At 52.6% G+C, this 23,410-nt stretch carries 24 protein-coding genes; 10 read left to right on the forward strand and 14 right to left on the reverse strand.

Annotated features, from left to right (window positions below; all coding sequences use genetic code 11):
- Positions 1-94 precede the first annotated feature (94 nt).
- From JG725_RS01960 to JG725_RS01990, 7 genes are all read left to right on the forward strand, one after another.
- Positions 95-601: a GAF domain-containing protein gene (locus JG725_RS01960; protein WP_172287871.1), complete on the forward strand. Its 507-nt coding sequence runs from the start codon at positions 95-97 to the stop codon at positions 599-601.
- An 84-nt stretch (positions 602-685) separates the two neighbouring features.
- Positions 686-1,423: an RNA chaperone ProQ gene (gene proQ, locus JG725_RS01965; protein ID WP_199376331.1), complete on the forward strand. Its 738-nt coding sequence runs from the start codon at positions 686-688 to the stop codon at positions 1,421-1,423.
- A 19-nt stretch (positions 1,424-1,442) separates the two neighbouring features.
- Positions 1,443-3,461, forward strand: coding sequence for a carboxy terminal-processing peptidase (prc, locus tag JG725_RS01970; protein WP_199376333.1), 2,019 nt, complete (start codon positions 1,443-1,445; stop codon positions 3,459-3,461).
- 265 nt (positions 3,462-3,726) lie between these two features.
- Positions 3,727-3,972 carry a FeoA family protein gene (locus JG725_RS01975; protein ID WP_199376335.1) on the forward strand — a complete coding sequence of 82 codons (246 nt, stop codon included), beginning with the start codon at positions 3,727-3,729 and terminating at the stop codon, positions 3,970-3,972.
- Positions 3,973-3,988: 16 nt separating this feature from the next.
- Positions 3,989-4,216: a FeoA family protein gene (locus JG725_RS01980; RefSeq protein ID WP_172287865.1), complete on the forward strand. Its 228-nt coding sequence runs from the start codon at positions 3,989-3,991 to the stop codon at positions 4,214-4,216.
- Positions 4,217-4,242: 26 nt separating this feature from the next.
- Positions 4,243-6,576: a Fe(2+) transporter permease subunit FeoB gene (gene feoB / locus JG725_RS01985; protein ID WP_199376337.1), complete on the forward strand. Its 2,334-nt coding sequence runs from the start codon at positions 4,243-4,245 to the stop codon at positions 6,574-6,576.
- Positions 6,577-6,621: 45 nt separating this feature from the next.
- Positions 6,622-6,849, forward strand: coding sequence for a FeoC-like transcriptional regulator (locus JG725_RS01990; RefSeq protein ID WP_172287862.1), 228 nt, complete (start codon positions 6,622-6,624; stop codon positions 6,847-6,849).
- Positions 6,850-6,904: 55 nt separating this feature from the next.
- On the opposite strand, the gene potD is transcribed toward JG725_RS01990, so the two are convergent.
- From potD to potA, 4 genes are read right to left on the reverse strand one after another with little or no spacing between them, the layout of a single operon-like run.
- Positions 6,905-7,948, reverse strand: a complete 1,044-nt coding sequence (potD, locus tag JG725_RS01995) for a spermidine/putrescine ABC transporter substrate-binding protein PotD (protein ID WP_172287860.1) — start codon at positions 7,946-7,948, stop codon at positions 6,905-6,907.
- Between the two features lie 34 nt (positions 7,949-7,982).
- Positions 7,983-8,759, reverse strand: a complete 777-nt coding sequence (gene potC, locus JG725_RS02000) for a spermidine/putrescine ABC transporter permease PotC (protein ID WP_199376339.1) — start codon at positions 8,757-8,759, stop codon at positions 7,983-7,985.
- On the reverse strand, positions 8,756-9,616 hold the full coding sequence (potB, locus tag JG725_RS02005) for a spermidine/putrescine ABC transporter permease PotB (RefSeq protein WP_172287857.1): 861 nt from the start codon (positions 9,614-9,616) through the stop codon (positions 8,756-8,758). Before potB ends, potC begins: the two co-directional genes overlap by 4 nt.
- Entirely contained in the window at positions 9,600-10,715 is a 1,116-nt protein-coding gene (potA, locus tag JG725_RS02010) for a spermidine/putrescine ABC transporter ATP-binding protein PotA (protein ID WP_199376341.1), read from the reverse strand. Before potA ends, potB begins: the two co-directional genes overlap by 17 nt.
- 422 nt (positions 10,716-11,137) lie before the next feature.
- Here potA and pepT point away from each other — a divergent pair, with 422 nt between their 5' ends.
- The gene (pepT, locus tag JG725_RS02015) at positions 11,138-12,370 is read left to right on the forward strand and encodes a peptidase T (protein ID WP_199376343.1); all 1,233 of its coding nucleotides are present in this window, start codon (positions 11,138-11,140) and stop codon (positions 12,368-12,370) included.
- Positions 12,371-12,466: 96 nt separating this feature from the next.
- On the opposite strand, the gene JG725_RS02020 is transcribed toward pepT, so the two are convergent.
- The 8 genes from JG725_RS02020 to rluE all read right to left on the reverse strand — a co-directional run bounded on the left by JG725_RS02020 (position 12,467) and on the right by rluE (position 20,424).
- Positions 12,467-13,588, reverse strand: coding sequence for a cupin domain-containing protein (locus JG725_RS02020; RefSeq protein WP_199376345.1), 1,122 nt, complete (start codon positions 13,586-13,588; stop codon positions 12,467-12,469).
- Between the two features lie 67 nt (positions 13,589-13,655).
- Entirely contained in the window at positions 13,656-15,194 is a 1,539-nt protein-coding gene (gene phoQ, locus JG725_RS02025) for a two-component system sensor histidine kinase PhoQ (RefSeq protein ID WP_233356287.1), read from the reverse strand.
- Positions 15,187-15,879, reverse strand: a complete 693-nt coding sequence (phoP, locus tag JG725_RS02030; protein WP_199376347.1) for a two-component system response regulator PhoP — start codon at positions 15,877-15,879, stop codon at positions 15,187-15,189. The genes phoQ and phoP overlap by 8 nt, the downstream gene beginning before the upstream one ends.
- A gap of 207 nt (positions 15,880-16,086) precedes the next feature.
- Positions 16,087-17,457: an adenylosuccinate lyase gene (gene purB / locus JG725_RS02035; protein ID WP_199376348.1), complete on the reverse strand. Its 1,371-nt coding sequence runs from the start codon at positions 17,455-17,457 to the stop codon at positions 16,087-16,089.
- A 55-nt stretch (positions 17,458-17,512) separates the two neighbouring features.
- Positions 17,513-18,139, reverse strand: coding sequence for a high frequency lysogenization protein HflD (gene hflD / locus JG725_RS02040; RefSeq protein ID WP_172287848.1), 627 nt, complete (start codon positions 18,137-18,139; stop codon positions 17,513-17,515).
- A gap of 2 nt (positions 18,140-18,141) precedes the next feature.
- Positions 18,142-19,248 carry a tRNA 2-thiouridine(34) synthase MnmA gene (gene mnmA / locus JG725_RS02045; protein ID WP_199376351.1) on the reverse strand — a complete coding sequence of 369 codons (1,107 nt, stop codon included), beginning with the start codon at positions 19,246-19,248 and terminating at the stop codon, positions 18,142-18,144.
- 113 nt (positions 19,249-19,361) lie between these two features.
- Positions 19,362-19,808: an NUDIX hydrolase gene (locus JG725_RS02050; protein WP_199376353.1), complete on the reverse strand. Its 447-nt coding sequence runs from the start codon at positions 19,806-19,808 to the stop codon at positions 19,362-19,364.
- The gene (gene rluE, locus JG725_RS02055; protein ID WP_233356288.1) at positions 19,801-20,424 is read right to left on the reverse strand and encodes a 23S rRNA pseudouridine(2457) synthase RluE; all 624 of its coding nucleotides are present in this window, start codon (positions 20,422-20,424) and stop codon (positions 19,801-19,803) included. The genes JG725_RS02050 and rluE overlap by 8 nt, the downstream gene beginning before the upstream one ends.
- Before the next feature lie 131 nt (positions 20,425-20,555).
- On the opposite strand from rluE, the gene icd reads away from it, so the two are divergent.
- Complete coding sequence (gene icd / locus JG725_RS02060) at positions 20,556-21,809, forward strand: NADP-dependent isocitrate dehydrogenase (protein ID WP_199376357.1); 1,254 nt, start codon at positions 20,556-20,558, stop codon at positions 21,807-21,809.
- A gap of 124 nt (positions 21,810-21,933) precedes the next feature.
- On the opposite strand, the gene JG725_RS02065 is transcribed toward icd, so the two are convergent.
- Complete coding sequence (locus JG725_RS02065) at positions 21,934-22,206, reverse strand: hypothetical protein (RefSeq protein ID WP_199376358.1); 273 nt, start codon at positions 22,204-22,206, stop codon at positions 21,934-21,936.
- 259 nt (positions 22,207-22,465) lie between these two features.
- Here JG725_RS02065 and JG725_RS02070 point away from each other — a divergent pair, with 259 nt between their 5' ends.
- The gene (locus tag JG725_RS02070; protein WP_199376360.1) at positions 22,466-22,723 is read left to right on the forward strand and encodes a hypothetical protein; all 258 of its coding nucleotides are present in this window, start codon (positions 22,466-22,468) and stop codon (positions 22,721-22,723) included.
- 95 nt (positions 22,724-22,818) lie between these two features.
- On the opposite strand, the gene JG725_RS02075 is transcribed toward JG725_RS02070, so the two are convergent.
- The gene (locus tag JG725_RS02075; protein WP_233356289.1) at positions 22,819-23,376 is read right to left on the reverse strand and encodes an NADPH-dependent FMN reductase; all 558 of its coding nucleotides are present in this window, start codon (positions 23,374-23,376) and stop codon (positions 22,819-22,821) included.
- Between the last annotated feature and the right edge of the window lie 34 nt (positions 23,377-23,410).

Consider the following 23,410-nt stretch of genomic DNA (forward strand, 5'->3'; position numbering starts at 1 on the left):
ATGAATAAATCTTGTGGCATCCTGTAGCGGTTGCTTGTGGTTTGTGATTTTGGTGTATATGGCTGATAGATTGAAAAAGACAGAATAGTATTTTATGAAAAAACAACAATTTTATACCGATCTGGTTCGCGATTTATCCGCGCTGATTGAGGGGGAGAATCGTTTTATCACCCTCTTGTCGAACAGCAGCGCACTGTTGTTCGAACGTCTCGATGGGGTTAACTGGGCCGGTTTTTATCTACTGGAACAGGACTCGCTGTTTTTGGGGCCGTTTCAGGGCCGGGTGGCTTGCGTACGTATTCCGGTAGGTAAAGGCGTATGCGGCCGGGCAGTCGCTGAAAATAAGATTCAACGCGTAGGCGATGTTCATGCGTTTCCCGGCCATATTGCCTGCGATGCCGCAAGTAACGCCGAAATTGTGCTGCCGCTGACGGTCGGCGGTCGGTTGATCGGTGTTTTAGATATTGATAGCACTGTTTATCAACGGTTTGACGCAGATGATGAAGAGGGGCTTAAGGCGGTGGCGACAGCACTTTGTGCACAACTTGAACAGAGCGATGTACTGACTTTTGTCAATTCTCTCACGTTGAGACAAGGATAACGTAGCAATTGCCGATGGCGTCATTATAATGACGCCTGTTCATGCCTGCGCCGGTTGGCAAACCCGTTGTAATCAGGAAATTTCATGGAAAATCAACCTAAGTTGAACAGTAGTAAAGAAGTCATTGCCCTTTTGGCAGAGCGGTTCCCGCTTTGTTTCACCACCGAAGGTGAAACCAGACCGTTAAAGATCGGTATTTTTCAAGATCTTGTTGAGCGCGTACACGAAACGGATAACGTCAGCAAAACGCAATTGCGTTCCGCATTGAGGCTCTATACCTCAAGCTGGCGTTATCTGTACGGTGTTAAGCTGGGCGCTCAGCGTGTGGATTTGGATGGAAATCCCTGCGGCGAACTGGAACAGCAGCATGTCGATCATGCGCGTAAGCAACTGGAAGAAGCGAAAGCCAGGGTTCAGGCCCAGCGTGCCGAGCAACAAGCGAAAAAACGCGAAGCCGGCGAGACGGCCGAACCGGCGCGTGCTCGCCCGGCGAACGGTAAAAACGCGCCGCGTCGTGAGCGCGACGCCAATCGTACCGCGCCGCGTAAACCACGCCAGGCTTCTTCCCGTCAGTCATCGTCCTCTTCTCAGCATCCCGCCAACGCTCAGCCCCGTCAGGCAAGACCTGCCGGCAACGAGCCTCAACAACAGCGGGTTGCGGTTACGGACGTATCCAAACTGCAAATCGGTCAGGAAATCAAAGTCAGAGCCGGCAAAGATGCCATGGATGCCACTGTGCTTGAGATTGCCAAAGGCGAGGTCAGGGTTCAGTTGGCTTCGGGAATGGCGATGATCGTGCGCGCAGAACACTTGCAGTTCTGATACGGAGGCCAACCTGGGCATGAACAATTTAGCCAGAATAACCGTTATTGCAGGTCTACTGCTGGCGGGCGTCGGTTTTGCATTTGCAAATGAGACCATAACGCGCGTTGAACAAGTTCCTCAGTTACAGCAGGAGCCGCAGCATGTCACGGTAAGCGACAGAGTCGCCTCGCGCTTTCTGCGTTCTCACTATCGCCAGTTTATGCTGGACGACGCGTTTTCCGAGAAAATTTTTTCCCGCTATCTGAATATGCTGGACTACAGCCATAACGTGCTGCTGGCTTCAGATATCGCGCAGTTTGCCGATAAGAAAACGCAGTTGGATGATCAACTGAAGTCCGGCACGCTGGATCTTCCCTATGCGCTGTACAATCTGGCGCAGAAGCGGCGTTTTGAGCGCTATCAGTATGCGTTGTCGTTATTGGACAAGCCGATGACGTTTAGCGGCGATGATACTATCGACCTCGATCGCAGCAAGGCGCCCTGGCCGCAAAACGTGGGCGAGCTGAACCGCTTATGGGACGCGAAAGTTAAATACGACTGGTTAAGCCTGAAGCTGACCGGTAAAGAAGATAAAGAGATTAAGGAAACGCTGACCAAGCGATATCAGTTTGCCATCCGCCGTTTGGCCCAGAGCAATAGCGAAGATGTCTTCCAACTGATCATGAACGCCTTTGCGCGGGAAATTGATCCGCATACCAGCTATTTATCGCCACGGAATACCGAGCAGTTCAATACCGAAATGAGCCTGTCGCTCGAAGGGATCGGCGCGGTATTGCAGATGGACGACGATTACACGGTGATTAACTCCATGGTGCCCGGCGGCCCGGCGGCGAAAAGCAAAAGCATTACGGTGGGCGATCGCGTGGTGGGGGTCGGTCAGACCGGTAAACCGATGGTGGATGTCATCGGCTGGCGTCTTGACGATGTGGTCGCGCTGATTAAAGGGCCGAAAGGCAGTCAGGTTCGGCTGGAAATTCTGCCGGCGGGCAAAGGCACCAAAACCCGGACGGTGACGCTGACGCGCGAGCGCATTCGTCTTGAAGACCGCGCGGTCAAGATGTCGGTCAAGAATGTCGGCAAAGAGAAAGTGGGCGTGCTGGATATTCCGGGGTTCTACGTGGGCCTGACGGATGACGTGAAAGTGCAGTTGCAGAAGCTGGAGAAACAGCACGTCAGCAGCATCGTTATCGATCTGCGCAGCAACGGCGGCGGCGCGCTGACCGAAGCGGTAGGGTTGTCCGGCCTGTTTATTCCCAGCGGGCCGGTGGTGCAAATTCGCGATAATAACGGCAAAATTCGCGCAGACAGCGATACTGACGGCACGGTGTATTACAAAGGGCCGCTGGTGGTGCTGGTCGACCGTTTCAGCGCCTCCGCGTCCGAAATTTTCGCCGCGGCGATGCAGGACTACGGCCGCGCGCTGGTGGTGGGCGAACCGACCTTTGGTAAAGGCACCGTGCAGCAATATCGTTCTCTGAATCGCATCTATGATCAGATGTTGCGCCCCGAGTGGCCGTCATTAGGCTCGGTTCAGTATACCATCCAGAAATTTTATCGTATTGACGGCGGCAGTACGCAGATGAAAGGCGTAACGCCCGATGTGATGATGCCGACCGGAACCGAAACGGTTGATACCGGCGAGAAATTCGAGGACAACGCGCTGCCGTGGGATAGCATTAAAGCCGCTGACTACACCAAGAGCGGCGATCTGAAACCGATTATCAGCACGCTAAATGAAAATCATCAGACGCGTATTGCCAAAGATCCGGAGTTTCAATATATCGCCGAGGATATTGCGCGATATAACGCGATGAAAGACAAACGCAATACGGTATCGCTCAATCTTGCCCAGCGTGAGAAAGAGAATAACGATGATGAAGCGATGCGTCTGAACCGGATTAACGATCGTTTGATCCGCGAAGGCAAAAAGCCGCTGAAATCGCTGGAAGCCTTGCCGAAAGATTATCAGGCTCCGGATCCTTATCTGGATGAAACGGTGCAGATTGCTCACGATCTGGCACAGCAACAAAAGTAGTCAGTCACCGTTTATTATCTGTTCTGAACCAACCCCGGCGCGTCCGGGGTTTTTCTTGCCGGCATAATAGCCGTTTCGTTTATTAGCGCGTCCTGCCCTGCGGGAACGGGCTTTTATTTGATGTGAATCAAGCGTACGAGTCGATGCAGGAATATGATTGAGAATAGTTATAAGTCATATTCATTCTCCGGCGTGTATTCCGGGTGATAATACTCAATATAATTATTTTATTTGAATTTAATTTTATAGAAGCAAGGAAATAAACATGGCGTTACTTCTTCAAACATTGCTGGATATCCCTCTCAATGCGAATGCGGTTGTTGCCCGCATTCGTTTGAGCGAGGAAAACCGGCAGCGTTTAACCGAGTTAGGTATCCGTGTGGGCGGCAATGTGCGTGTTATTCAGCGGGAAGAAAACCAGCCGTTGATGCTTGCCGCCGGTGACGGGCGCATCGCCATTAATTGGGATATGGGAAAACAGGTGTGGGTTTCTCCACAGTCGACGCACTAACAGAAGGTAAGTGAAGATGTCTCTGGAAGAACTCACCGTCGCGACCAAATGGAGAGTCATTGGCTTTCAAAAAGGCTCCACGGATTATCGTAAGCGTCTGCTGGCATTGGGCGTCACGCCGGGGGTGGAGTTCGCCGTGTCGCGGGTTGCGCCGCTAGGCGATCCCATCGAATTGCGCTTACGCGGCGCGGCAATCAGCGTCCGTAAGAGCGAGGCGCAAATACTTATTCTCGAAAAATGCTGAATCAATAAAATCAGGCAGGAATCCTTATGGATGCGCAACCCGTTATTTGCGTTGTCGGCAACCCTAATTGCGGCAAGACAACATTGTTCAACGTGCTTACCGGCGGTAAGCAGACGGTAGGCAACTGGCCGGGGGTGACGGTAGAGAAAAAAGTCGGCTACTACCGCTATCAAAACCAGCTCACGACGCTGGTGGATCTTCCCGGCGTTTATTCACTCAATCCCTCATCCGAAAGTTCAGAAGATGAACGCGTTGCCAGAGATTATATTTTATCCGGCGAAGCGGATTTGGTGTTGAATATTATCGATGCGTCCAATCTGGAGCGAAATCTTTATTTAACGGCGCAACTGCTGGATATGAATGTCCCGATGGTCGTCGCCGTAAATATGATGGATATCGCGTTATCACGTAAGTTGGATATTGATATCGCCGGGCTACAGCAACAATTGGGATGCCCGGTCATTCCTATTACCGCCAGTCAGAAAAAAGGCATCGATAATTTACGCCAGACCTGCTTTGCGGCCGTCTCTCTTCCGGCGGCGCCCAACGTCGCCATTCCTTACGATGCGCCGCTTCAACTGGCGGCGCGAGACATTGCGCAACGGCTCGCCGAACACGCTGAAATACCCAATCCTCACTGGCTGGCGCTTCAGCTGCTTGAAGGGGATACCACGGTTCGCGCCGGCATTCCCGCATCGCTGCTGGCAATGGCCGATGCCAAAGTGGCGGCGTTGATTGAACACTATGAAGACGAGCTGGATATCTTTCTGGCGGATGGCCGCTATCAATTCGTGTCGGCGATTGCGCGCTCGGTGATTACTCGCCGCGGTGAAATGTCCGCCACGCTGACGGATAAAATAGACCGCATCGTATTGCATCGTTTTCTGGGCATCCCGATATTCCTGTTGGTGATGTACCTTATGTTTGTATTCACGATCAATATCGGCAGCGCTTTTATTGATTTCTTCGATCAATTCTTCGGTACTGTTTTTGTTGACGGCATGGGGGAACTGCTGGTTGCGCTCAATACGCCCGCCTGGCTGAAAACGCTGATTGCCGACGGCATTGGCGGCGGGATTCAGACGGTATCGACGTTTATCCCGGTGATTGGCTGTCTCTATCTGTTCCTGTCGTATCTGGAAGACTCCGGGTATATGGCGCGGGCCGCGTTTGTCATGGATCGTTTCATGCGCAGCATCGGCCTGCCAGGCAAGGCGTTTGTGCCGCTGATCGTTGGTTTCGGCTGTAACGTGCCGGCGGTGATGGCGACGCGCACCATGGAAAAACACAGTGACCGCATCGTCACCGTGATGATGGCGCCGTTTATGTCATGCGGCGCGCGTTTGCCGGTGTACGTCTTATTTGCCGCGGCGCTGTTCACCCGCGGTGGGCAGAATCTGGTGTTCGGTCTGTATCTGATTGGGATCGTCGCCGCCGTCGCCACCGGTTTTATGCTGAAAAAAACCGTGTTGCAAGGCGAGGCGTCCACGTTCGTCATGGAAATCCCGCCTTATCATCTACCCGGCCTGCGCAGCGTGCTGATTCGTACCTGGGACAGATTGAAAAATTTTATTTTCAGAGCCGGGAAACTGATTGTCATCGTGGTCACCGTATTAGGTTTTCTGAACTCAATGGGTACTGACGGCACATTTGATAATCAGGATAGCGACAAATCGGTGCTGTCGGCTATCGGGCGGCAAATTGTGCCGGTATTCGCGCCTATGGGCATAAAAGCGGAAAACTGGCCGGCGGCGGTCGGCGTGTTTACCGGTATTTTCGCCAAGGAAGCGGTGGTCGGGACGCTGGATTCGCTTTATGGCGCGATGGCCGATGCCCAGAGCGGGGCTGACGAAAGCGCGGAGGCGCCATTCAGCCTGCAAGCGGGGATCGTCGGCGCGCTGGCGACCATTCCTGAAAACCTCAGCGGGCTGGGCGGCGCCTTACTGGACCCGCTGGGTATTGAGGTCGGTGATTTGAGCAATGCCGAATCGGTGGCGCAAGAAAATGCGTTTTCGGTTTCATCGTTGACGGTGATCGGCCAACTGTTTGATGGCCGGCTGGGGGCGTTCGCCTACCTGCTGATGGTGCTGCTTTATGTACCTTGCGTCGCTGCGGTGGCCGCCATCTGGCGTGAGGTTGGTACGGCGTGGACGCTGTTTTGCGTGGCCTGGACCATTGAATTAGGTTACGGCACGGCGGTGGTGGTCTATCAGGTTGGTCGTTTCGCCCAACATCCGATCTATTCAACGCTGGCGATTGCCGCTGTGCTGTTGGCGTTGCTGATAACCATCCTGTTTTTACGCCGAAATGCCGCAGCAAGGCCAGCGGTTGGCGTGAGTCAACTGAACGAGAGCGTTTGAGTTGTTAATGTCGCAGGTGAGGGAACTCGCCTGCACGGAGGCGGTATGACCTTAATTGAGTTACGTGATTATGTGCGCCGGCAAAAGCGAGCGTCATTGCAGGAAATCAGCAGCGCATTTCACACTGAACCGGGCGTGATCGAAGGGATGCTGGAGGTCTGGGTGCAAAAAGGCAAAATACGGCTGCACCGGGCTGAGGACGGCGGCAAATGCGGAAGTTGCTGTTCGTGCGATAAAAGCCTGAGTCAGTATTATGAGTGGGGCGGTCGGTAGTTTTTTTGTGCCTGACCGGCAGGGGAGCCGCCTGCCGGTCAGACTGCCAGGCCGATCAGTGCCCGGCTTTTAACTGTTGGAAATAGGTTTCGTACAGGGCGCTGGCGTGGCCGACGTCATTCTGCCATTCCCCGTGGTTGATTATCGCTTCATCCGGATACAGCGTTTGGTCGCCTGAAACGGCCGCCGGCAGCAATTTTTTCGCCGCCAGATTCGGCGTTGGATAGCCGATCGTCTCCGCAACCTGCGCCGCGATTTCCGGGCGTAGCAGGAAGTTAATCATTTTCATCGCGCCCTCGACATTTTTGGCGTTGGCGGGGATAGCCAGACTATCCATCCAAAAAATCCCTCCCTCTTGCGGCCAGATGATGTCCAGCGGCGTGCCGGCCTGCCGGGCCACGTAAGCCGAGCCGTTCCACACCATGCCGAGATCCACTTCGCCTTCCATAAACGGATTGCCCGGGTTGTCTGAATTAAAGGTCAGCACGTTGGGCATTAATTTCTGTAGTTCTTTATAGGCTGCCTCTATCTGCTGCGGATCGGTGGTATTGGCGGAGTATCCGAGTTTACGCAGCGCGATTTGGAACACCTCGCGCGCGTCGTCCGTCAATAACAGACTGTTTTTATATTGCTTATCCCACAGATCGGCCCAGCTCGTGACGCTGGCGGGATCGATGGCATCGCGGTTGACGCCGATGGCCGTCGCTCCCCAGATATAAGGGACGGAGTAGTCGTTATTGGGATCAAACGATTTGTGCAGCAGGTTCGGGTCGAGATTATGGAAATTGCTGAGTTTGCTGGTGTCGATTTTTTGCAGCATGCCTTCTTTACTCATTTTTGAAATGAAATAGGTCGAGGGCACGATCAGATCGTAGGCGCTGTCCTGATAGGTTTTCAGCTTGGCGTACATGCTTTCGTTGGATTCATAGGTAGAGTAAATCACCTTGATCCCGGTTTCTTTGGTGAACTGTTCCAGCAAACCGGGGGGAACATATTCGGTCCAGTTATAGAAATACAGTGTTTTTCCATCGTTGGCATTGGCCGTGTTGAGGCTGAAAGCCATGGCGCAGGCAGCCAGCAGATATGACCACGTTTTCATGTTGTTTGTCTCCTTATATCCCAAAGCATAAAGATTATTTTTGAGTGCGATCGCGCAGGATAAGCTGACTGCATAGCACCAGTAATAACGAAAGTATGAGCAAAATGGTCGCTAACGCATTCACTTCCGGCGAAACGCCGACTTTGACCATGGAGTAAATTTTCAGCGGCAGGATTTCATAGGCCGGCCCGGTAACGAATGATGACACCACCACGTCGTCCATTGACAGGGTAAAGCTCAGCAGCCAGCATGCCGCCACCGCCGGCATGGCCAGCGGCAGAATGATTTTTCGCAGAATGATCGCTTCGCTGGCGCCCAGATCGCGGGCGGCTTCCAGCATCCGCACATCGAACCCTTTCAAACGTGAATAGACGGTGACCACCACAAAAGGCAGACAAAAAGTAATGTGGGAAAACAGCAGCGACCAGAATCCCAGCGATATGCCCAGCAGCATAAACAGCACCAGCAGGGATATCGCCATGACGATATCCGGCGACATCATCACCACGAACAACATGCCGCCGACAAAGGGTTTACCGCGAAAACGATAGCGATAGAGCGCAACCGCGGTCAGCGAGCCGATAAGCGTGGCCAGGCTGGCCGAAAACACCGCCATGGTCAGAGAGTGCCGGGCAGCCTGCAACAGGCTGTCGTTATTCATCAGCAGCCGATACCAGTCGAGGGTAAAGCCCTGCCAGTTGATGCCAAAGCGAGCCTGATTAAAGGAGTTGACGATCAGAATGATGATGGGAATATACAAATAGGCGTAAATGACGGACATAAATCCGCCGCGCAACAGACGACCAATCATTCCAGCGCCCCTTTTTTGTTCAACAGCCGGGCGGCGCGATAGTAAACCAACAGCAGCAGACCCATGATCAGGGTCAGACAAATACTGGTGGCGGCGCCGAACGGCCAGTCGCGAATATTCAGGAACTGACTTTTAATCACATTGCCGATAAGCAGGTTTTTCGCGCCGCCCATGAGATCGGCCACGAAAAACAGCCCCATCGCCGGCAGCAGCACCAGCAGACAACCGGCAATGATGCCGGGCATGGTTAGCGGAATAACGATGCGCACAAACGCCTGCCACTTATTGGCGCCTAAATCGCGGGCGGCCTCAAGGTAGGATTTATCCAGCTTCTCAATGCTGGAATAAAGCGGGAGCACCATAAACGGCAATAGTATGTAGATCAGGCCGAGGATCACCGCTTCCGAGGTGTACATGATGCGCAGGGGCGATTCAATCAGACCGATCCATAGCAGAAACTCATTCAGATAGCCGCGCGTGCTCAGGAACAGCTTCAGCCCGTAAATACGGATCAGGGAGTTGGTCCAGAACGGAACAATCAATAAAAACATCAGCAAGGGCCGGACTTTTTGCGGCAGGCGGGCCAGAAAAAAGGCAAAAGGATAGCCAAGCAGCAGACAGCACAACGTCGCTATCACCGCCATATTCAGCGAATGCAGCAGCACCGAGGCATACATTGGATCGGCCAGACGCGTATAGTTGTCCAGCGTCAACGTCATACTGATGAAATGGGTATCGTCACGGGTTAAAAAACTGGTGCCGATAATCATCAGATTGGGCATGAAAACGAACAGTACCAGCCAGGCCACAATAATGGTGATAATGGTATTTTGAAAGCGTTTACGCGGCTTCTTCATCGTGCAGAACGACCTCCCAGCTTTCGACCCAGGTTACCGCTACTTTTTGATCCAGCGAATGGTCGACATCGGGATCGTCCTCGTTAAAGAATTCACTGACCATGACTATTTTCCCGCTTTCCAGCTCAATGCTGGATTCCAGCGTCATTCCCTTATAGTTACGTTCGCGGACATAGCCGATAATCCCGGCGGTGGCGGCGTTGTCGTTGATCTCTTTTACCCGCAGATCTTCCGGCCGCAACAGTACCTTGAGCCGTTGTCCGACCATTGCCGGAAAACCGACGGTGATGACGCATTCGTGTCCTTCGACGCTGGCGCGCGCCCGTTGCTCGTCAATTTGTGCGATGACGGTCGCATCGAATATGTTGATCTCGCCGATAAAGCTGGCCACGAACAGATTGCGCGGCTCTTCGTAAATCTCACGCGGCGTGCCGTCCTGTTCGATGCGGCCGTCGCGCATCACCACAATACGATCGGACATAGTGAGCGCCTCTTCCTGATCGTGGGTGACGAAAATAAAGGTGATACCCAATGTCCGTTGCAGCGCCTTTAGCTCATTCTGCATCTGCTTACGCAGCTTGTAGTCCAGCGCCGAGAGCGATTCATCCAGCAACAGCACCTTAGGCTTATTCACCACTGCCCGGGCGATCGCCACGCGCTGTTGCTGCCCGCCGGAGAGCTGATGCGGCCGGCGCGGGGCCAGCTCTTCCAACTGCACCATCTTCAGCGCTTCCAGCACCCGGGGAACGACTTCCGCTTCGGGCGTTTTTTGCATCCGCAATCCAAAGGCGACGTTGTCGAAAACGCTGAGATGGGGAAATAACGCATAGCTTTGGAAAACGGTATTAATGTGCCGGTGCTCGGCAGGCTGGTGGGTAATATCCTGTTTTTCCAACATTACCCTGCCGCTGTCCACGGTTTCCAGACCGGCAATCAAGCGCAGCACGGTGGTTTTACCACAGCCGGAAGGCCCGAGAATAGTAAGAAACTCACCGTTGTTAATGGTGAGATTAAAGTGAGAAATGATGTCTTTACCATCAAAACTTTTATGGACGTCGAGCAGTTCAACGACCGGAGTAGCAGGACGATTATCTTTCATTTAGGGTTATTGCTCTATTTCCAAATATGGCGCGTCCACGGAAGAGGGCGGCGGCCAAGGGTTATCACCTTTCAGCCTGGAATCTCAGTTGAGGGTCGGCATTCTACGGGAAAGCAGGCTGAACGCACAACTTGTGCCGCTACACTTGGCGATAACAACCACAAATCGTTTGCCGGATGGGCAATGCGGCAGGAATATTATGTTGCTCGGTTGTTGTTTTATTGAAAGCGGTTTGTAATTCGCGGCCGGGGTTCTGTCGACTTTACTTTCTTATGGTGGCGCTAATCGGTCATTTAAGCGCAGTTGGCGATCGGGAGCGCTATTTCGCTTCTGCGTGTTAACACGGTAAAAACTGACCTGACGCAATATCTGCCGTAGATGCCGTCTTCATAATGAAATTCAGGGTTCAAGAGGCAATAGAGATGGATAAATTACTCGATCGATTTTTAAATTACGTTTCTTTTGATACTCAATCAAAAGCGGGTGTCCGGCAGGTGCCAAGCACTGAGGGGCAACTGAAGCTTGCCCGCGCATTACAGCAGGAATTGCTCGATCTGGGATTTGAGCAGGTCACGCTAAGTAAACACGGATGTGTCATGGCGACGTTACCCGCCAATGTGGCCTGGTCGGTGCCGACTATCGGTTTTATTTCTCATATGGATACGTCTCCCGACTACACCGGAAAGCACGTTAACCCGCAAATTTTGGAAAACTACCGCGGCGGCGACATCGCGTTGGGCATTGGCGATGAAGTGCTTTCGCCGGTGATGTTCCCGGTGTTGCATCAGTTGCTGGGACATACGCTGATTACCACCGACGGAAAAACGCTGCTCGGCGCGGATGATAAAGCCGGAATTGCGGAAATCATTACCGCGCTGGTGCGGTTGAAAAAACGTCAGGTGCCCCATGGGGAGATCCGGATTGCGTTTACGCCAGATGAAGAAATTGGCAAAGGCGCGCAATTTTTTGACGTAAAGGCATTCAATGCACAGTGGGCCTATACCGTTGACGGCGGCGGCGTCGGTGAACTTGAGTATGAAAACTTTAATGCCGCCTCGGTGACGGTGAAAATTGTCGGTAATAACGTGCATCCCGGCAGCGCCAAAGGGGTGATGGTCAATGCGCTTAATCTGGCGTCGCGTTATCATCATGAGGTGCCCGCCGATGAGGCGCCGGAAAATACCGAGGGCTATCAGGGTTTTTATCATCTGCATAGCATTAAAGGCGTGGTCGAACGGGCGGAGTTGCATTATATCGTTCGTGATTTTGATCGTAACGGGTTTGAGCAGCGCAAGAAAAAGATGCTGGATATTGCGGAGAAAGTGGGACAGGGGCTGCACCCCGATTGCTATATAGAGGTGACGATAACCGACAGCTACTACAACATGCGTGAGCAGGTTGAGCAGCATCCGCATATTATTGCGCTGGCGCAGCAGGCCATGCGCGATTGCGATATCGAACCGGTGCTTAAGCCGATCCGCGGCGGTACTGACGGCGCCCATCTGTCGTTTCAGGGGCTACCGTGTCCTAATCTGTTTACCGGCGGTTACAACTACCACGGCAAGCATGAATTCGTTACCCTGGAAGGCATGGAGCAGTCTGTGTCGGTCATTATGCGTATCGCCGAGTTAACCGCATTACGCGCTAAAACCTGATATAAAACGCCGGAAAGCGTTTTTAAACGTCGTGGGCGGGCAGGGATAGTCGTCATCAAAAACAGGCGGGAAGATCCCGCCTGAGCAGTAATTGATCTAGTCGGCAAAATACCAATAGCCATTGTTAATCAAAACGGTTAGCTGGGCCAGAAACGCCGGATCTTCCAGCGCGTCCGCCAGCATCGCGGCGTCAATCGCATGATGTTCGGCCAGCGCTGAAAGCGCCGGTTTGTGTGGGCTATCGATCATTTCACCGTTGACGAAACAGTTATCGCCGACGCACAGCACGCGTAATCCGCCTAGGCGGCGCAACTGCTCGCCCTGCCGCAGAAAATCATAAACCTCACTGGCCTGGTAGGGCGGTTCCGGCGGCGCGAGATCGAGTTCGTGACGGGACTGCGAAATAAACTCGCCGAACCAGTTCTGGAAATGTTCTGGCTGTTGAACCAGATCCAGCATCATGTGCTGTAGATTGTTTAACTCCTGCGGCAGCACGGTGGCTGGGTGATCGCGGGACGGGATCGCCGGATCGCTGTAGCGATAGCTGCCGAGTTCGCGGGATAGCACGTAATCGGCGAAACCACTCACCAGCTCGCGGGCATTCGGAGCGCGGAACCCCACCGAATAATTGAGCGAGTTTTCCAGTGAGTAACCGTCATGCGGGAATCCCGGGGGGATATACAGAATATCGCCCGGCTCCATCTCTTCATCAATAATCGCTTCAAACGGATCGACCTGAAGCAGATCGGGGTGGGGACAATGCTGTTTCATCGCCACCTTTTCGCCCACCCGCCAGCGGCGGCGGCCGGTTCCCTGAATGATGAACACGTCGTACTGATCCAGATGCGGGCCAACGCCGCCGCCGGGTACGGAAAAAGAGATCATCAGATCATCAAGACGCCAGTCGGGCAACTGTCGGAAAGGACGCATTAGCGCGATGGAGGGCTCGTGCCAGTGGTCGACCGCCTGAACCAGCAGCGACCAATTGTTTTCGCCCAGGTGATCGAAGCTTTCAAAGGGGCCGTGGTTTACCTGCCAGCGTCCGTCATGATGGCTGACCAACCGGCTATCGACCTCATTTTCCAGGGCCAGACCGGCCAACTCATCGGGTGAGATAGGATCGATAAAATTAGTAAAACCACGCTTGATAATAACCGGATATTTTTGCCAGTAGCGCGCTAAAAAATCCGGCCAGTCGAGATTGAGTTGATAGTCCATACCATATCTTCCAGAAAACGGGGGCCGTCAGCAATTATAGCGGAAGCGTGGTTGGCTGTACTGACTTTCATACCTCATTCTGACTAAGATTCTGACTAAGATTCTGGCGGGAAAAGATGGCTTCTACCCGGGCGCCGCCTAAAACACTGTCGCTGATGATGATCTCGCCCTGATATTGTTCGATAATCTCCGCGGCGACCGACAGGCCGATCCCCTGACCCGGGCGTAATCTGTCGGCGCGCTGTCCGCGCTGAAAAATCAGCGCCCGCTTGCTTTCCGGGATGCCGGGGCCGTCATCATCAATAATCAAATGCAGTCTATGGTCGGAATGCTGGGCGCTGATTTCCACAAACTCCAGACAGTATTTGCAGGCGTTGTCCAGCACATTGCCAAGCACTTCCATAAAGTCGTTCTTTTCGCCGACGAAGGTCAGCTCGGGGGAGATATCGAGCGTCAGGACAACGCCTTTGCGCTGGTAAACCTTGTTTAGCGCCGAGCACAGTCCGTCCAGCAATGCGGGTACCGAGTGCACCTCGCGCATCAGCATATGGTGCTCGGAACGCACGCTGGCCCGATGCAGGTAATAACCAATCTGTTGCGATATCCTGCTTATCTGCTCCAGCATAATGGGTTCCGCCTGATCGATGTTGATTTCCTTACCGGTACGTAAAGCCCGCAGCGTGGTTTGCAGCACCGCCAACGGGGTTTTCATACTGTGGGTGAGGTCGGTCAGGGTGGTGCGGTATTTGTGATAGCGCTGGCGCTCGTTGTTCAACAAAATATTCAGATTGCTGACCAGACTGAATAATTCCCGGGGCGGGTTTTCATCCAACTGTTCGCGGGTGCCGTTTTCCAGTTCGGCAATTTGCTCAACAAGATTTTTGATCGGACGCAGGCTCCAGTGCGCCGCCAGCCAGAGTAAGGGAAAAACCAGAATAAGATTGGCGATAAAAACATAGCTGAACCACTCCCAGACAATATCTTCCTGTTGCAACTCCTGGGGGATCCTGTCGACCACCACAATCGTCAACGGCGGAAGATGTTCCGTACGCGGATAGACATTAACGGCGATGGAATGCGTCAGCGTATTCGAATGAACGCCGTGGAGCGCTTTGAGGCTATTCAGTACCAGAGTATTGCCTTTCAGCACGGCGCTGCTGGTATCGGTATCGGTATCCAATTCATGGTAGGCGGTTTTTTTCAACCATTCAGGATTGATAAGGGCTTCCAGCTCAGGCACTTCTTTTTCACGCCACAGTATATTTCCGTGCCGATCGTAAATTAAAACCAATGTGGGGAAATTGATATCGATATCCGGCGAGGTGGCGATGGTTAAGTGGTTATCCCGCCACTGCGCCAGACTGTAAAACAGGTTGCTTTCACCACGCAGCAAGCGGAAAGAGGTTTTATCGAAATTGATGCTGTAGCCGATAATCGCCACGGCGCCGTAAGACAAGGAGAGCGCCAGCACAATGGCGACCGTGGCCAATAAAAAGCGGACACGCAGTGAAAATGGGGGGCGTTTACGGCGGGCTGCCCGCTCGCCGCCTTTCGGGCCGTCGCCGGCGATGTTGAATATCGATCCCGGCGATTTTTTATTACTCATTTTGCGCCTGACAGGTATTAATATCGAAACGATAACCTAATCCGCGAACGGTAGTGATGACATCGGGCGAATCGGCAAGCTGTATTTTTTTGCGCAATCGGCCCATGAGTACGTCAATGGTGTGGCTTTCACGCAGCTCGGCATCCGGGTAGAGCTGCAACATCAGCGATTCTTTGCTGACCACTTTGCCATTGTTGCGGATCAGGGTTTCGATGATCGTGTATTCGAATGCCGTCAGCCTGATCGCCGCGCCGTTAATCATCACTTCGCGCCGCGACAGATCGATTTCAAACGGCGGGATGCTGATAATCTGCGACGCCAGCCCGCTATTGCGGCGCATTAGGGCTTGCAGACGGGCGACCACCTCTTCCATATGAAAAGGCTTGGTGACGTAGTCATCCGCGCCCGCTTCCAATACGGCCACTTTATCCTGCCAGCCTTCTCGCGCCGTCAGCACTAAAATGGGTAACTTAATCTGTTGTGAACGCCAGCGACGGATCAGACTCATGCCGTCTTCATCAGGCAATCCGAGATCGACGATTGCAATATCCGGCGAGTGTTCGTGTAAGAAATAATCGGCTTCTTTGGCATCCGCGGCAGCATCAATCTGATGTCCCATCTCATTCATTTGAACGGTAAGGTGATGGCGTAATAAAACATTATCCTCGACGACCAGAATGCGCATCGTTATTTCCTCTGTCAAACAGGTAAAGCGGTCCATAGGCAAACACTGTTTCGTATCATAGTCATACGCAATCGAAATTCATCGTGTTATTTAATTTTAATCTAGTAATTATCCATAGAGAGCATAAACAGAGAATAAACAGGCGGGAAAAGGGGGAGGAGAAGGGAGTAAAAGGCGGGCGCGCGGCCCGCCAGTGGTGATATACGCTTATTTCAGGTCATCAACCATTTTTACCGCACGGCCGATGTAATTCGCCGGCGTCAGGGTTTTCAGCCGCGTTTTTTCTGCTTCCGGCAGGGCCAGCCCGTCGATGAAGGCCTGAATGCCTGCCGCATCAACGCGTTTGCCCCGCGTCAGTTCTTTTAGCTTTTCGTAAGGTTTTTCAATGCCATAACGGCGCATCACGGTTTGAATCGGTTCCGCCAACACTTCCCAGTTGTGATCCAGTTCTTCACTCAGGTGGTCGCGGTTAACCTCCAGCTTGCTGATGCCTTTCAACGTTGACTGATAGGCGATCAACGCATAGCCGACGCCGACGCCCAGGTTGCGTAATACCGTCGAGTCGGTCAGGTCGCGCTGCCAGCGGGAAACCGGCAGTTTGCCGGCTAAATGGCCTAAAACGGCATTGGCTAATCCCAGGTTGCCTTCTGAGTTCTCGAAATCAATCGGGTTCACTTTATGCGGCATGGTGGAAGAGCCGATTTCACCGGCGATGGTTTTCTGCCTGAAGTGGTTAAGCGCAATGTAACCCCAGATGTCGCGGTCGAAGTCGATCAAAATGGTGTTAAAGCGGGCGATGCAGTCAAATAGTTCCGCGATGTAGTCATGCGGCTCGATCTGGGTGGTGTAGGGGTTCCAGGCGATCCCCAGCGAAGTGACGAACTCCTCGCTGAACCGGTGCCAGTCAACGTCGGGGTAGGCGGCAATGTGCGCGTTATAGTTGCCCACGGCGCCGTTAATTTTACCCAGAATGTCGACCTGGAGAAGCTGGCGATACTGACGCTCCATACGATAGGTCACATTGGCAAACTCTTTGCCGATGGTCGACGGCGTGGCCGGCTGACCGTGAGTGCGCGACAGCAGCGGGATATCGCGATATTGCCGGGACAGATCCGCCAGGGCGTCAATGATTTTACGCCAGTTGGGCAGAATGACTTCGCGGCGCGCGGTATCCAGCATCAGCGCATGAGACAGGTTGTTGATGTCTTCCGAAGTACAGGCAAAGTGAATGAATTCACTGACGGCGTGCAGCGCCGGAACGGCGGCGACTTTTTCCTTCAGAAAATATTCGACGGCTTTGACGTCGTGGTTGGTGGTGCGCTCAATGGTTTTAATGCGCGCGGCGTCCTGTTCGTCAAATTCGGCGACAATCCGGTCAAGGAAAGCGTTTGCGTCGGCATCAAATGCAGGAACTTCCTGGATTTCTGCACAGGCCGCCAACTTTTGCAGCCAACGTACTTCAACCTGTATGCGAAACTTCAGCAAACCGAATTCGCTGAAAATAGCGCGCAACGTGCTGACTTTATCGCCGTAGCGGCCATCTATCGGGGAAACGGCGGTCAGTGAGGATAATTCCATCGCAAGCAACTCCTGGGATTGATTTTAATAACAATAAGTACGCGTAAATTGGGGGTCAGCACCGTGCCAATAGCTGTTTTGCTTCTTTCACCAGTTGACCGCGGGAGAACATCAGTTGCAGGCGTCCGCCGCCAATCTGCTGCCACAGCACCGCAGAGCGAATACCGGCTAATAGCGCAGCGCGCACCTTGGCCTGGATCTGACTGTTTTTCAGTATCTCTGGCGACCCCGTTACCTGAATTCGCGGCCCCAGCGTGCTGATCACATCCACATAAATGCCGGCCAGCGCGCCGATGATCGTATCAGAGAGCAGTTCAAAATGCTCCAACTGACGCTCCAACTGCCCGATGCGCTTACCCAGTTCGTCGAGCGCCGCGCTTTTGGCGTGCAGCTTGCGCTCCAGAGCAATCAGACTGAAAGCATAGCGCGATAATTCCGCTCCCGGGCCTTTGCCGCTGGTGTTTAATATACCCAGCAGGCTTTCCAACCCGGTTTTCAGATTGCGCTCCGTATCGCCATAGACGGACAGCGTCGAGGCCGGGTTCACCACCAGAATACTGTTGAGCGACGTATGCAGAATGTCATTGTCGCAGTTGCCGGTATGGGCTAACTGTTGCACCAGGTAGGCGGACTGACAGACGCCTGCCAGCGCCAGGGTAATATCATGATAATTCTTGGCCACGATCACTCCTGTAAGCGTTCTTCAATGATGCCGCCACCCAGGCAAACGTCGCCTAGATAGAAAACGGCCGACTGACCCGGCGTCACCGCGGCTACCGGCTCATCAAAACGTACGGTGATGCGATCGTCACCCAGCGGGGTGACGGTGCAGGGGATATCAGCCTGACGATAACGGGTTTTCACCACACAACGTAATGCCGTGGTTAATGGCTGGCGATCAACCCAGTGCAACTGCTGGGCGAGTAAACCGTAAGACATCAGGCGAGGGTGTTCATGTCCTTGGGCGACATACAGGATGTTGTTTTCTACGTCCTTATCCACCACATACCAGGGATCTTCGCCGCCATCTTTGACGCCGCCGATGCCCAACCCTTTCCGCTGTCCCAGGGTGTGATACATCAGCCCCTGATGCTGCCCCATGGATTTACCGTCATCCACGGACAAAATCGGGCCTGGTTGGGCAGGCAGATAGCGGGCCAGGAAATCAGTGAATTTACGTTCGCCGATAAAGCAAATACCGGTGGAGTCTTTCTTTTTGGCGGTGGCGAGATCCAATTGCTCGGCGATTTTACGCACCTGCGGTTTTTCCAGTTCGCCCACCGGGAACAAACTTTGCGCAATCTGTTCATGGCTCAGCGTATAGAGGAAATAGCTCTGATCTTTGTTGCCGTCGATCCCGCGCAGCAGGCGGCTTTTCCCGTCAACGTCCTGGCGGCGGACATAGTGGCCGGTGGCGATGTAGTCCGCGCCTAAATCTTCCGCCGCGAATTCAAGAAAGGCTTTAAATTTTATCTCTTTGTTGCACAGAATATCGGGATTAGGCGTGCGGCCCGCCCGATATTCGGCCAGAAACAGTTCAAACACATTGTCCCAGTATTCGGCGGCGAAATTGACGGTATGCAGCGCAATGCCAAGCCTGTCGCAGACGGCCTGCGCGTCGGCAAGATCGGCGGCGGCGGAGCAATACTCCGTGTCGTCGTCCTCTTCCCAGTTTTTCATAAACAGGCCTTCGACTTGATAGCCCTGTTGCTGCAACAGGTAAGCGGAAACGGATGAATCAACACCGCCGGACATACCGACAATCACTTTTTTCTGGCTGTTATCTGACATGGACGTCTCACGATCTCACGAACTGGAACACTTACGCATTAAAGCGAAAAACAAGCGGCGCATTTTATCATGATGCGGCCGGGCCTGCATCGCTATTCCTGATGCGTTGTCCGCTAAAATGGCCAGTTAAAGGCGCCGAGCAGGGTTAACGGGTAGCGTTCCGGCTGCTGATAGCGGCGAATACTCTCGGCGACTAACGGTGAGCGCAACTGGTTGGAGTGAAGGATTTCCTCGGCCGTCAGCCAGCGGCAGCGCTCAATATCGCTGTCGTGCGGCTGGGTTTCCAGACGATGCGGCAAGTCGAGAGCAAAACAAAAGCGCAGAAACGGCGTCCGATCCGGCGCGATCCACTGGTGCAGTTGCAGAAAACTCTGCGGCGCGGCCTGAATGCCCGTTTCTTCCCATAGCTCGCGGCTGGCGGCTTGAATCAGCGTTTCATCGGCTTCGAGATGTCCGGCGGGCTGATTCCACAGCAGCTTATCGTTAATCAACTCTTCGACCACCAGAAAATGGTTCTCAGCCTGCACTACGCAGGCCACGGTAACGTGCGGCTTAAACATCAACAATCTCCTTCCATTCTCCGGGCAACAGGTTTTCCACGGTCTGGTTTGCCATACCATAGCGGATCAAACGCAGCGTGGGATAACCGATATGAGCCGTCATACGGCGCACCTGACGGTTGCGTCCTTCATACAGCGTGATTTTCAGCCAGCAGTCGGGAATGCTTTTCCGCTCCCGAATAGGCGGAACCCGTTCCCACAGCCATTCAGGTTCAGGAACGATGTCAACGCCCGCCGGTAAGGTTTTACCATCCTTCAGCGCCAGCCCGGCGCGAAATTTCGCAAGCGCCGCTTGATCGGGAATGCCTTCAACCTGAGCATAATAGGTCTTGGCGGTTTTTCGCGACGGCTGGGTGAGCCTGGCCTGAAGCTTGCCGTCATTGGTGAGGATCATCAGCCCTTCGCTATCACGGTCTAAACGTCCGGCGGCGTAGATATCCTCGATCGGGATATAGTCTTTCAGGGTTGAGCGTCCGGCCTCATCGGTGAATTGCGGCAGCACGTCAAAGGGTTTATTGAACAATACGATACGTCGTGGTCCCTTACTGCCGCGTTTTGCCGCCGCCCGTGAGCTGAAACGTTTAACTTGGTGATTTTTAACAGGGAATTTATTCATCGTCTTTATGGTCGCGGATAACAAAATCATTATACTCGAAATGGTTTGCGATTGGCGCGGGCAAAATATTCAAGTAGTATCGACTCACATCTTACAAGTCATTAACACAATTGCGCTCGAAGGAGAGGTTAATGGAAAGCAAAGTAGTGGTACCGACAGAAGGTCAAAAGATCACGGTTGATGCTCAAGGCAAGCTGATCGTTCCCAATAATCCGGTTATTCCTTTTATCGAAGGGGACGGCATAGGCGTCGATGTGACGCCGGCGATGATCAATGTTGTTAATGCGGCAGTAAAAAAAGCCTATCAGGGCAAGCGCGCTATTTCCTGGATGGAAATTTATACCGGCGAAAAATCAACGCAGGTTTATGGCAAAGACGTTTGGCTGCCGGAAGAAACGCTGGATCTGATTCGTGAATATCGTGTGGCGATTAAAGGTCCGTTGACTACGCCAGTCGGCGGCGGCATCCGTTCTCTGAACGTTGCCTTGCGTCAGCAACTGGATCTGTATATCTGTCTGCGTCCGGTGCGCTACTACGAAGGCACGCCAAGCCCGGTTAAACACCCTGAATTGACCGACATGGTGATCTTCCGTGAGAACGCGGAAGATATCTATGCGGGTATCGAGTGGAAAGCCGGCTCGGCTGAAGCGGATAAAGTGATTAAATTCCTGCGTGACGAAATGGGCGTAAACAAAATTCGTTTCCCAGAGCAGTGCGGTATCGGCATCAAACCCTGTTCCGAGCAGGGCACGAAACGCCTGGTGCGCGCGGCGATTGAATATGCGATTACCAACGATCGCGACTCCGTCACGCTGGTTCATAAAGGCAATATCATGAAATTCACCGAGGGCGCCTTTAAAGACTGGGGCTACCAACTGGCGCGTGAAGAGTTTGGCGGTGAACTGATTGATGGCGGCCCGTGGGTTAAAATCAACAATCCGAAAACCGGTAAAGAGATTGTGGTTAAAGACGTCATTGCGGATGCGTTTTTACAACAAATTCTGCTGCGTCCGGCCGAATACGATGTCATCGCCTGTATGAACCTGAACGGCGACTACATTTCCGACGCCCTGGCCGCGCAGGTCGGCGGTATCGGTATTGCCCCCGGCGCGAACATCGGCGATGAATGCGCGCTGTTTGAAGCGACTCACGGTACTGCGCCGAAGTACGCCGGTCAGGACAAAGTGAACCCGGGTTCGGTTATCCTGTCTGCTGAAATGATGCTGCGCCATCTGCAATGGTTCGAAGCCGCCGACCTGATTGTTAAAGGCGTTGAAGGCGCGATCAAGAATAAGACCGTGACCTACGATTTCGAACGTCTGATGGATGGCGCTAAGCTGCGGAAATGTAGCGAGTTCGCGCAGGATATTATCGATAACATGTAAGCGACGGTTATCCAATAAACGGAGGCTTAATGCTTCCGTTTATTATTCTAATGCGATTGCGGATCGCTTCAACGCGCTCTTTTTACGCTCAAGCACTCTTTTGGACTTTGCGTCCGATTATCATTCAGGTCATCGCTGAAAATGAAGCCAGCGGCCGGCGGAAATCCGCGGGTTTTGGCGAGATGGCCACCGTTCGCAGGTGTCTGTTGCAGATAAACCATATCTCATCTCTATCGTTGGAAAAAATATAATAGGCGTCCGATGTTTCGGACGGATTGAACACGCCAATCGCTCGGTAGGCGGTTTCACAGTTAAACCCGCTGTTAAGCGGCAAGGGTGAGGGGCCGTTTTCCAACTGTTTTATTCTTAAATACAAACCTTCCTCAAACCAAAGCATAAAAGCCTCTGTAATTTCACCATGACCCTGAAAGTATAGGCGGAGGATTATCAATTAGCGCTTTTTGTGTATGTAAGTAAGGTTGCCTGCCATAAGCTAATCTTATTCCACAGGCGATTCGCCGGAAACGTGGAATTAAGTTGATCTAGATCACAATCTATCGGTATACATTTTGTTCTTATGAAAATCCCGTTGTGGGAAATGATCCATAGATTTGTTTCATGAAGGCATGCCAATGGCTGTGTGCCGCGGAGGATGTATGTCTGTAATTCGCACGTGTTTAAGTCTTTTTGGTGGTGATACGGTAATCGTTCGATGCGCTAATGCGTTTGAGCTTCAGATGGTTAATGGCGCGCACGCGACCGACCCTCAGAATAAAAGCGTTATGCAGGATGCTATTAGCGTAAGAGCTGAGAATGAAATATATTTAACGGTCCCTTATACCGGCGACTGGGATTTGATCATCAATGCTAAAAACGATACGCCCGAGCATTCGATAACCTATTTTCCAGCTTGATGTTTTATCGTGGTCAGCATAGTTGACTCGCGCCATAGGTTTTATATTACCTATGTCAGACAGCGCTTTTCAGGTTGATGCTGACCATTGTGTTTTTACGCTTTATTGATGGTTTCCACTAGCGCGGATATCTGTTGTGATATTAAACCTTTGATTTTTTCGTCAACAAGGTTGCCGTCCGCGTCAAAGCTACCGCTAAAGGCGTTTGAGAAAACCTCTGGTTTATTCAAGGGTTGCAACTCAAGAAATACGCAAACCTGACGTAAATGGTACTGCGCGCGCGATGTTCCCATACCGCCGCCGGAACCCATTATCGCTAACGGCTTTCCTGCCAGTAATGTTTTATCGTCGTCACGTGATATCCAATCCAGAATATTTTTCAACGCGGGAGCAATAGAGTAATTGTATTCCGTACAGGCGATAATTAAACCGTCCGCTTTTTTGACCTGCTGTATTATTCGTTGAACGGCATCGGGTACGATTATTATGTCTGCATTATAAAAGGGCACGTCGTTTAAATCAGCAATATCCAGCGATACATTGTCTGGTAATAGTGATTTCGCTGCCCGCAACAGGCCTTTGTTGGTTGATTTTTGACGTAAACTGCCTGCTATACCTACGAGATTAATAGTCGCCATAATATTTTCTTCCATATAATAATGTTCATTTAAATAATGACCTGTATTT

This window comes from Brenneria sp. L3-3C-1, assembly GCF_016456245.1.
Lineage (GTDB): Bacteria > Pseudomonadota > Gammaproteobacteria > Enterobacterales > Enterobacteriaceae > Brenneria.

Excerpts from the sequence above, each read along its gene's own strand:
- phoQ (WP_233356287.1), bottom strand. The coding sequence starts at position 15,194 with ATGAGTAATAAAAAATCGCCGGGATCGATATTCAACATCGCCGGCGAC.
- JG725_RS01980 (WP_172287865.1), top strand. The coding sequence starts at position 3,989 with ATGTCTCTGGAAGAACTCACCGTCGCGACCAAATGGAGAGTCATTGGC.
- JG725_RS02050 (WP_199376353.1), bottom strand. The coding sequence starts at position 19,808 with ATGTTTAAGCCGCACGTTACCGTGGCCTGCGTAGTGCAGGCTGAGAAC.
- JG725_RS02065 (WP_199376358.1), bottom strand. The coding sequence starts at position 22,206 with ATGCTTTGGTTTGAGGAAGGTTTGTATTTAAGAATAAAACAGTTGGAA.
- JG725_RS01960 (WP_172287871.1), top strand. The coding sequence starts at position 95 with ATGAAAAAACAACAATTTTATACCGATCTGGTTCGCGATTTATCCGCG.
- icd (WP_199376357.1), top strand. The coding sequence starts at position 20,556 with ATGGAAAGCAAAGTAGTGGTACCGACAGAAGGTCAAAAGATCACGGTT.
- JG725_RS02070 (WP_199376360.1), top strand. The coding sequence starts at position 22,466 with ATGTCTGTAATTCGCACGTGTTTAAGTCTTTTTGGTGGTGATACGGTA.
- phoP (WP_199376347.1), bottom strand. The coding sequence starts at position 15,879 with ATGCGCATTCTGGTCGTCGAGGATAATGTTTTATTACGCCATCACCTT.
- feoB (WP_199376337.1), top strand. The coding sequence starts at position 4,243 with ATGGATGCGCAACCCGTTATTTGCGTTGTCGGCAACCCTAATTGCGGC.
- proQ (WP_199376331.1), top strand. The coding sequence starts at position 686 with ATGGAAAATCAACCTAAGTTGAACAGTAGTAAAGAAGTCATTGCCCTT.
- mnmA (WP_199376351.1), bottom strand. The coding sequence starts at position 19,248 with ATGTCAGATAACAGCCAGAAAAAAGTGATTGTCGGTATGTCCGGCGGT.
- prc (WP_199376333.1), top strand. The coding sequence starts at position 1,443 with ATGAACAATTTAGCCAGAATAACCGTTATTGCAGGTCTACTGCTGGCG.
- potB (WP_172287857.1), bottom strand. The coding sequence starts at position 9,616 with ATGAAGAAGCCGCGTAAACGCTTTCAAAATACCATTATCACCATTATT.
- JG725_RS02020 (WP_199376345.1), bottom strand. The coding sequence starts at position 13,588 with ATGGACTATCAACTCAATCTCGACTGGCCGGATTTTTTAGCGCGCTAC.
- JG725_RS02075 (WP_233356289.1), bottom strand. The coding sequence starts at position 23,376 with ATGGAAGAAAATATTATGGCGACTATTAATCTCGTAGGTATAGCAGGC.
- pepT (WP_199376343.1), top strand. The coding sequence starts at position 11,138 with ATGGATAAATTACTCGATCGATTTTTAAATTACGTTTCTTTTGATACT.
- potA (WP_199376341.1), bottom strand. The coding sequence starts at position 10,715 with ATGAAAGATAATCGTCCTGCTACTCCGGTCGTTGAACTGCTCGACGTC.
- JG725_RS01975 (WP_199376335.1), top strand. The coding sequence starts at position 3,727 with ATGGCGTTACTTCTTCAAACATTGCTGGATATCCCTCTCAATGCGAAT.
- JG725_RS01990 (WP_172287862.1), top strand. The coding sequence starts at position 6,622 with ATGACCTTAATTGAGTTACGTGATTATGTGCGCCGGCAAAAGCGAGCG.
- potC (WP_199376339.1), bottom strand. The coding sequence starts at position 8,759 with ATGATTGGTCGTCTGTTGCGCGGCGGATTTATGTCCGTCATTTACGCC.
- rluE (WP_233356288.1), bottom strand. The coding sequence starts at position 20,424 with ATGAATAAATTCCCTGTTAAAAATCACCAAGTTAAACGTTTCAGCTCA.
- purB (WP_199376348.1), bottom strand. The coding sequence starts at position 17,457 with ATGGAATTATCCTCACTGACCGCCGTTTCCCCGATAGATGGCCGCTAC.
- potD (WP_172287860.1), bottom strand. The coding sequence starts at position 7,948 with ATGAAAACGTGGTCATATCTGCTGGCTGCCTGCGCCATGGCTTTCAGC.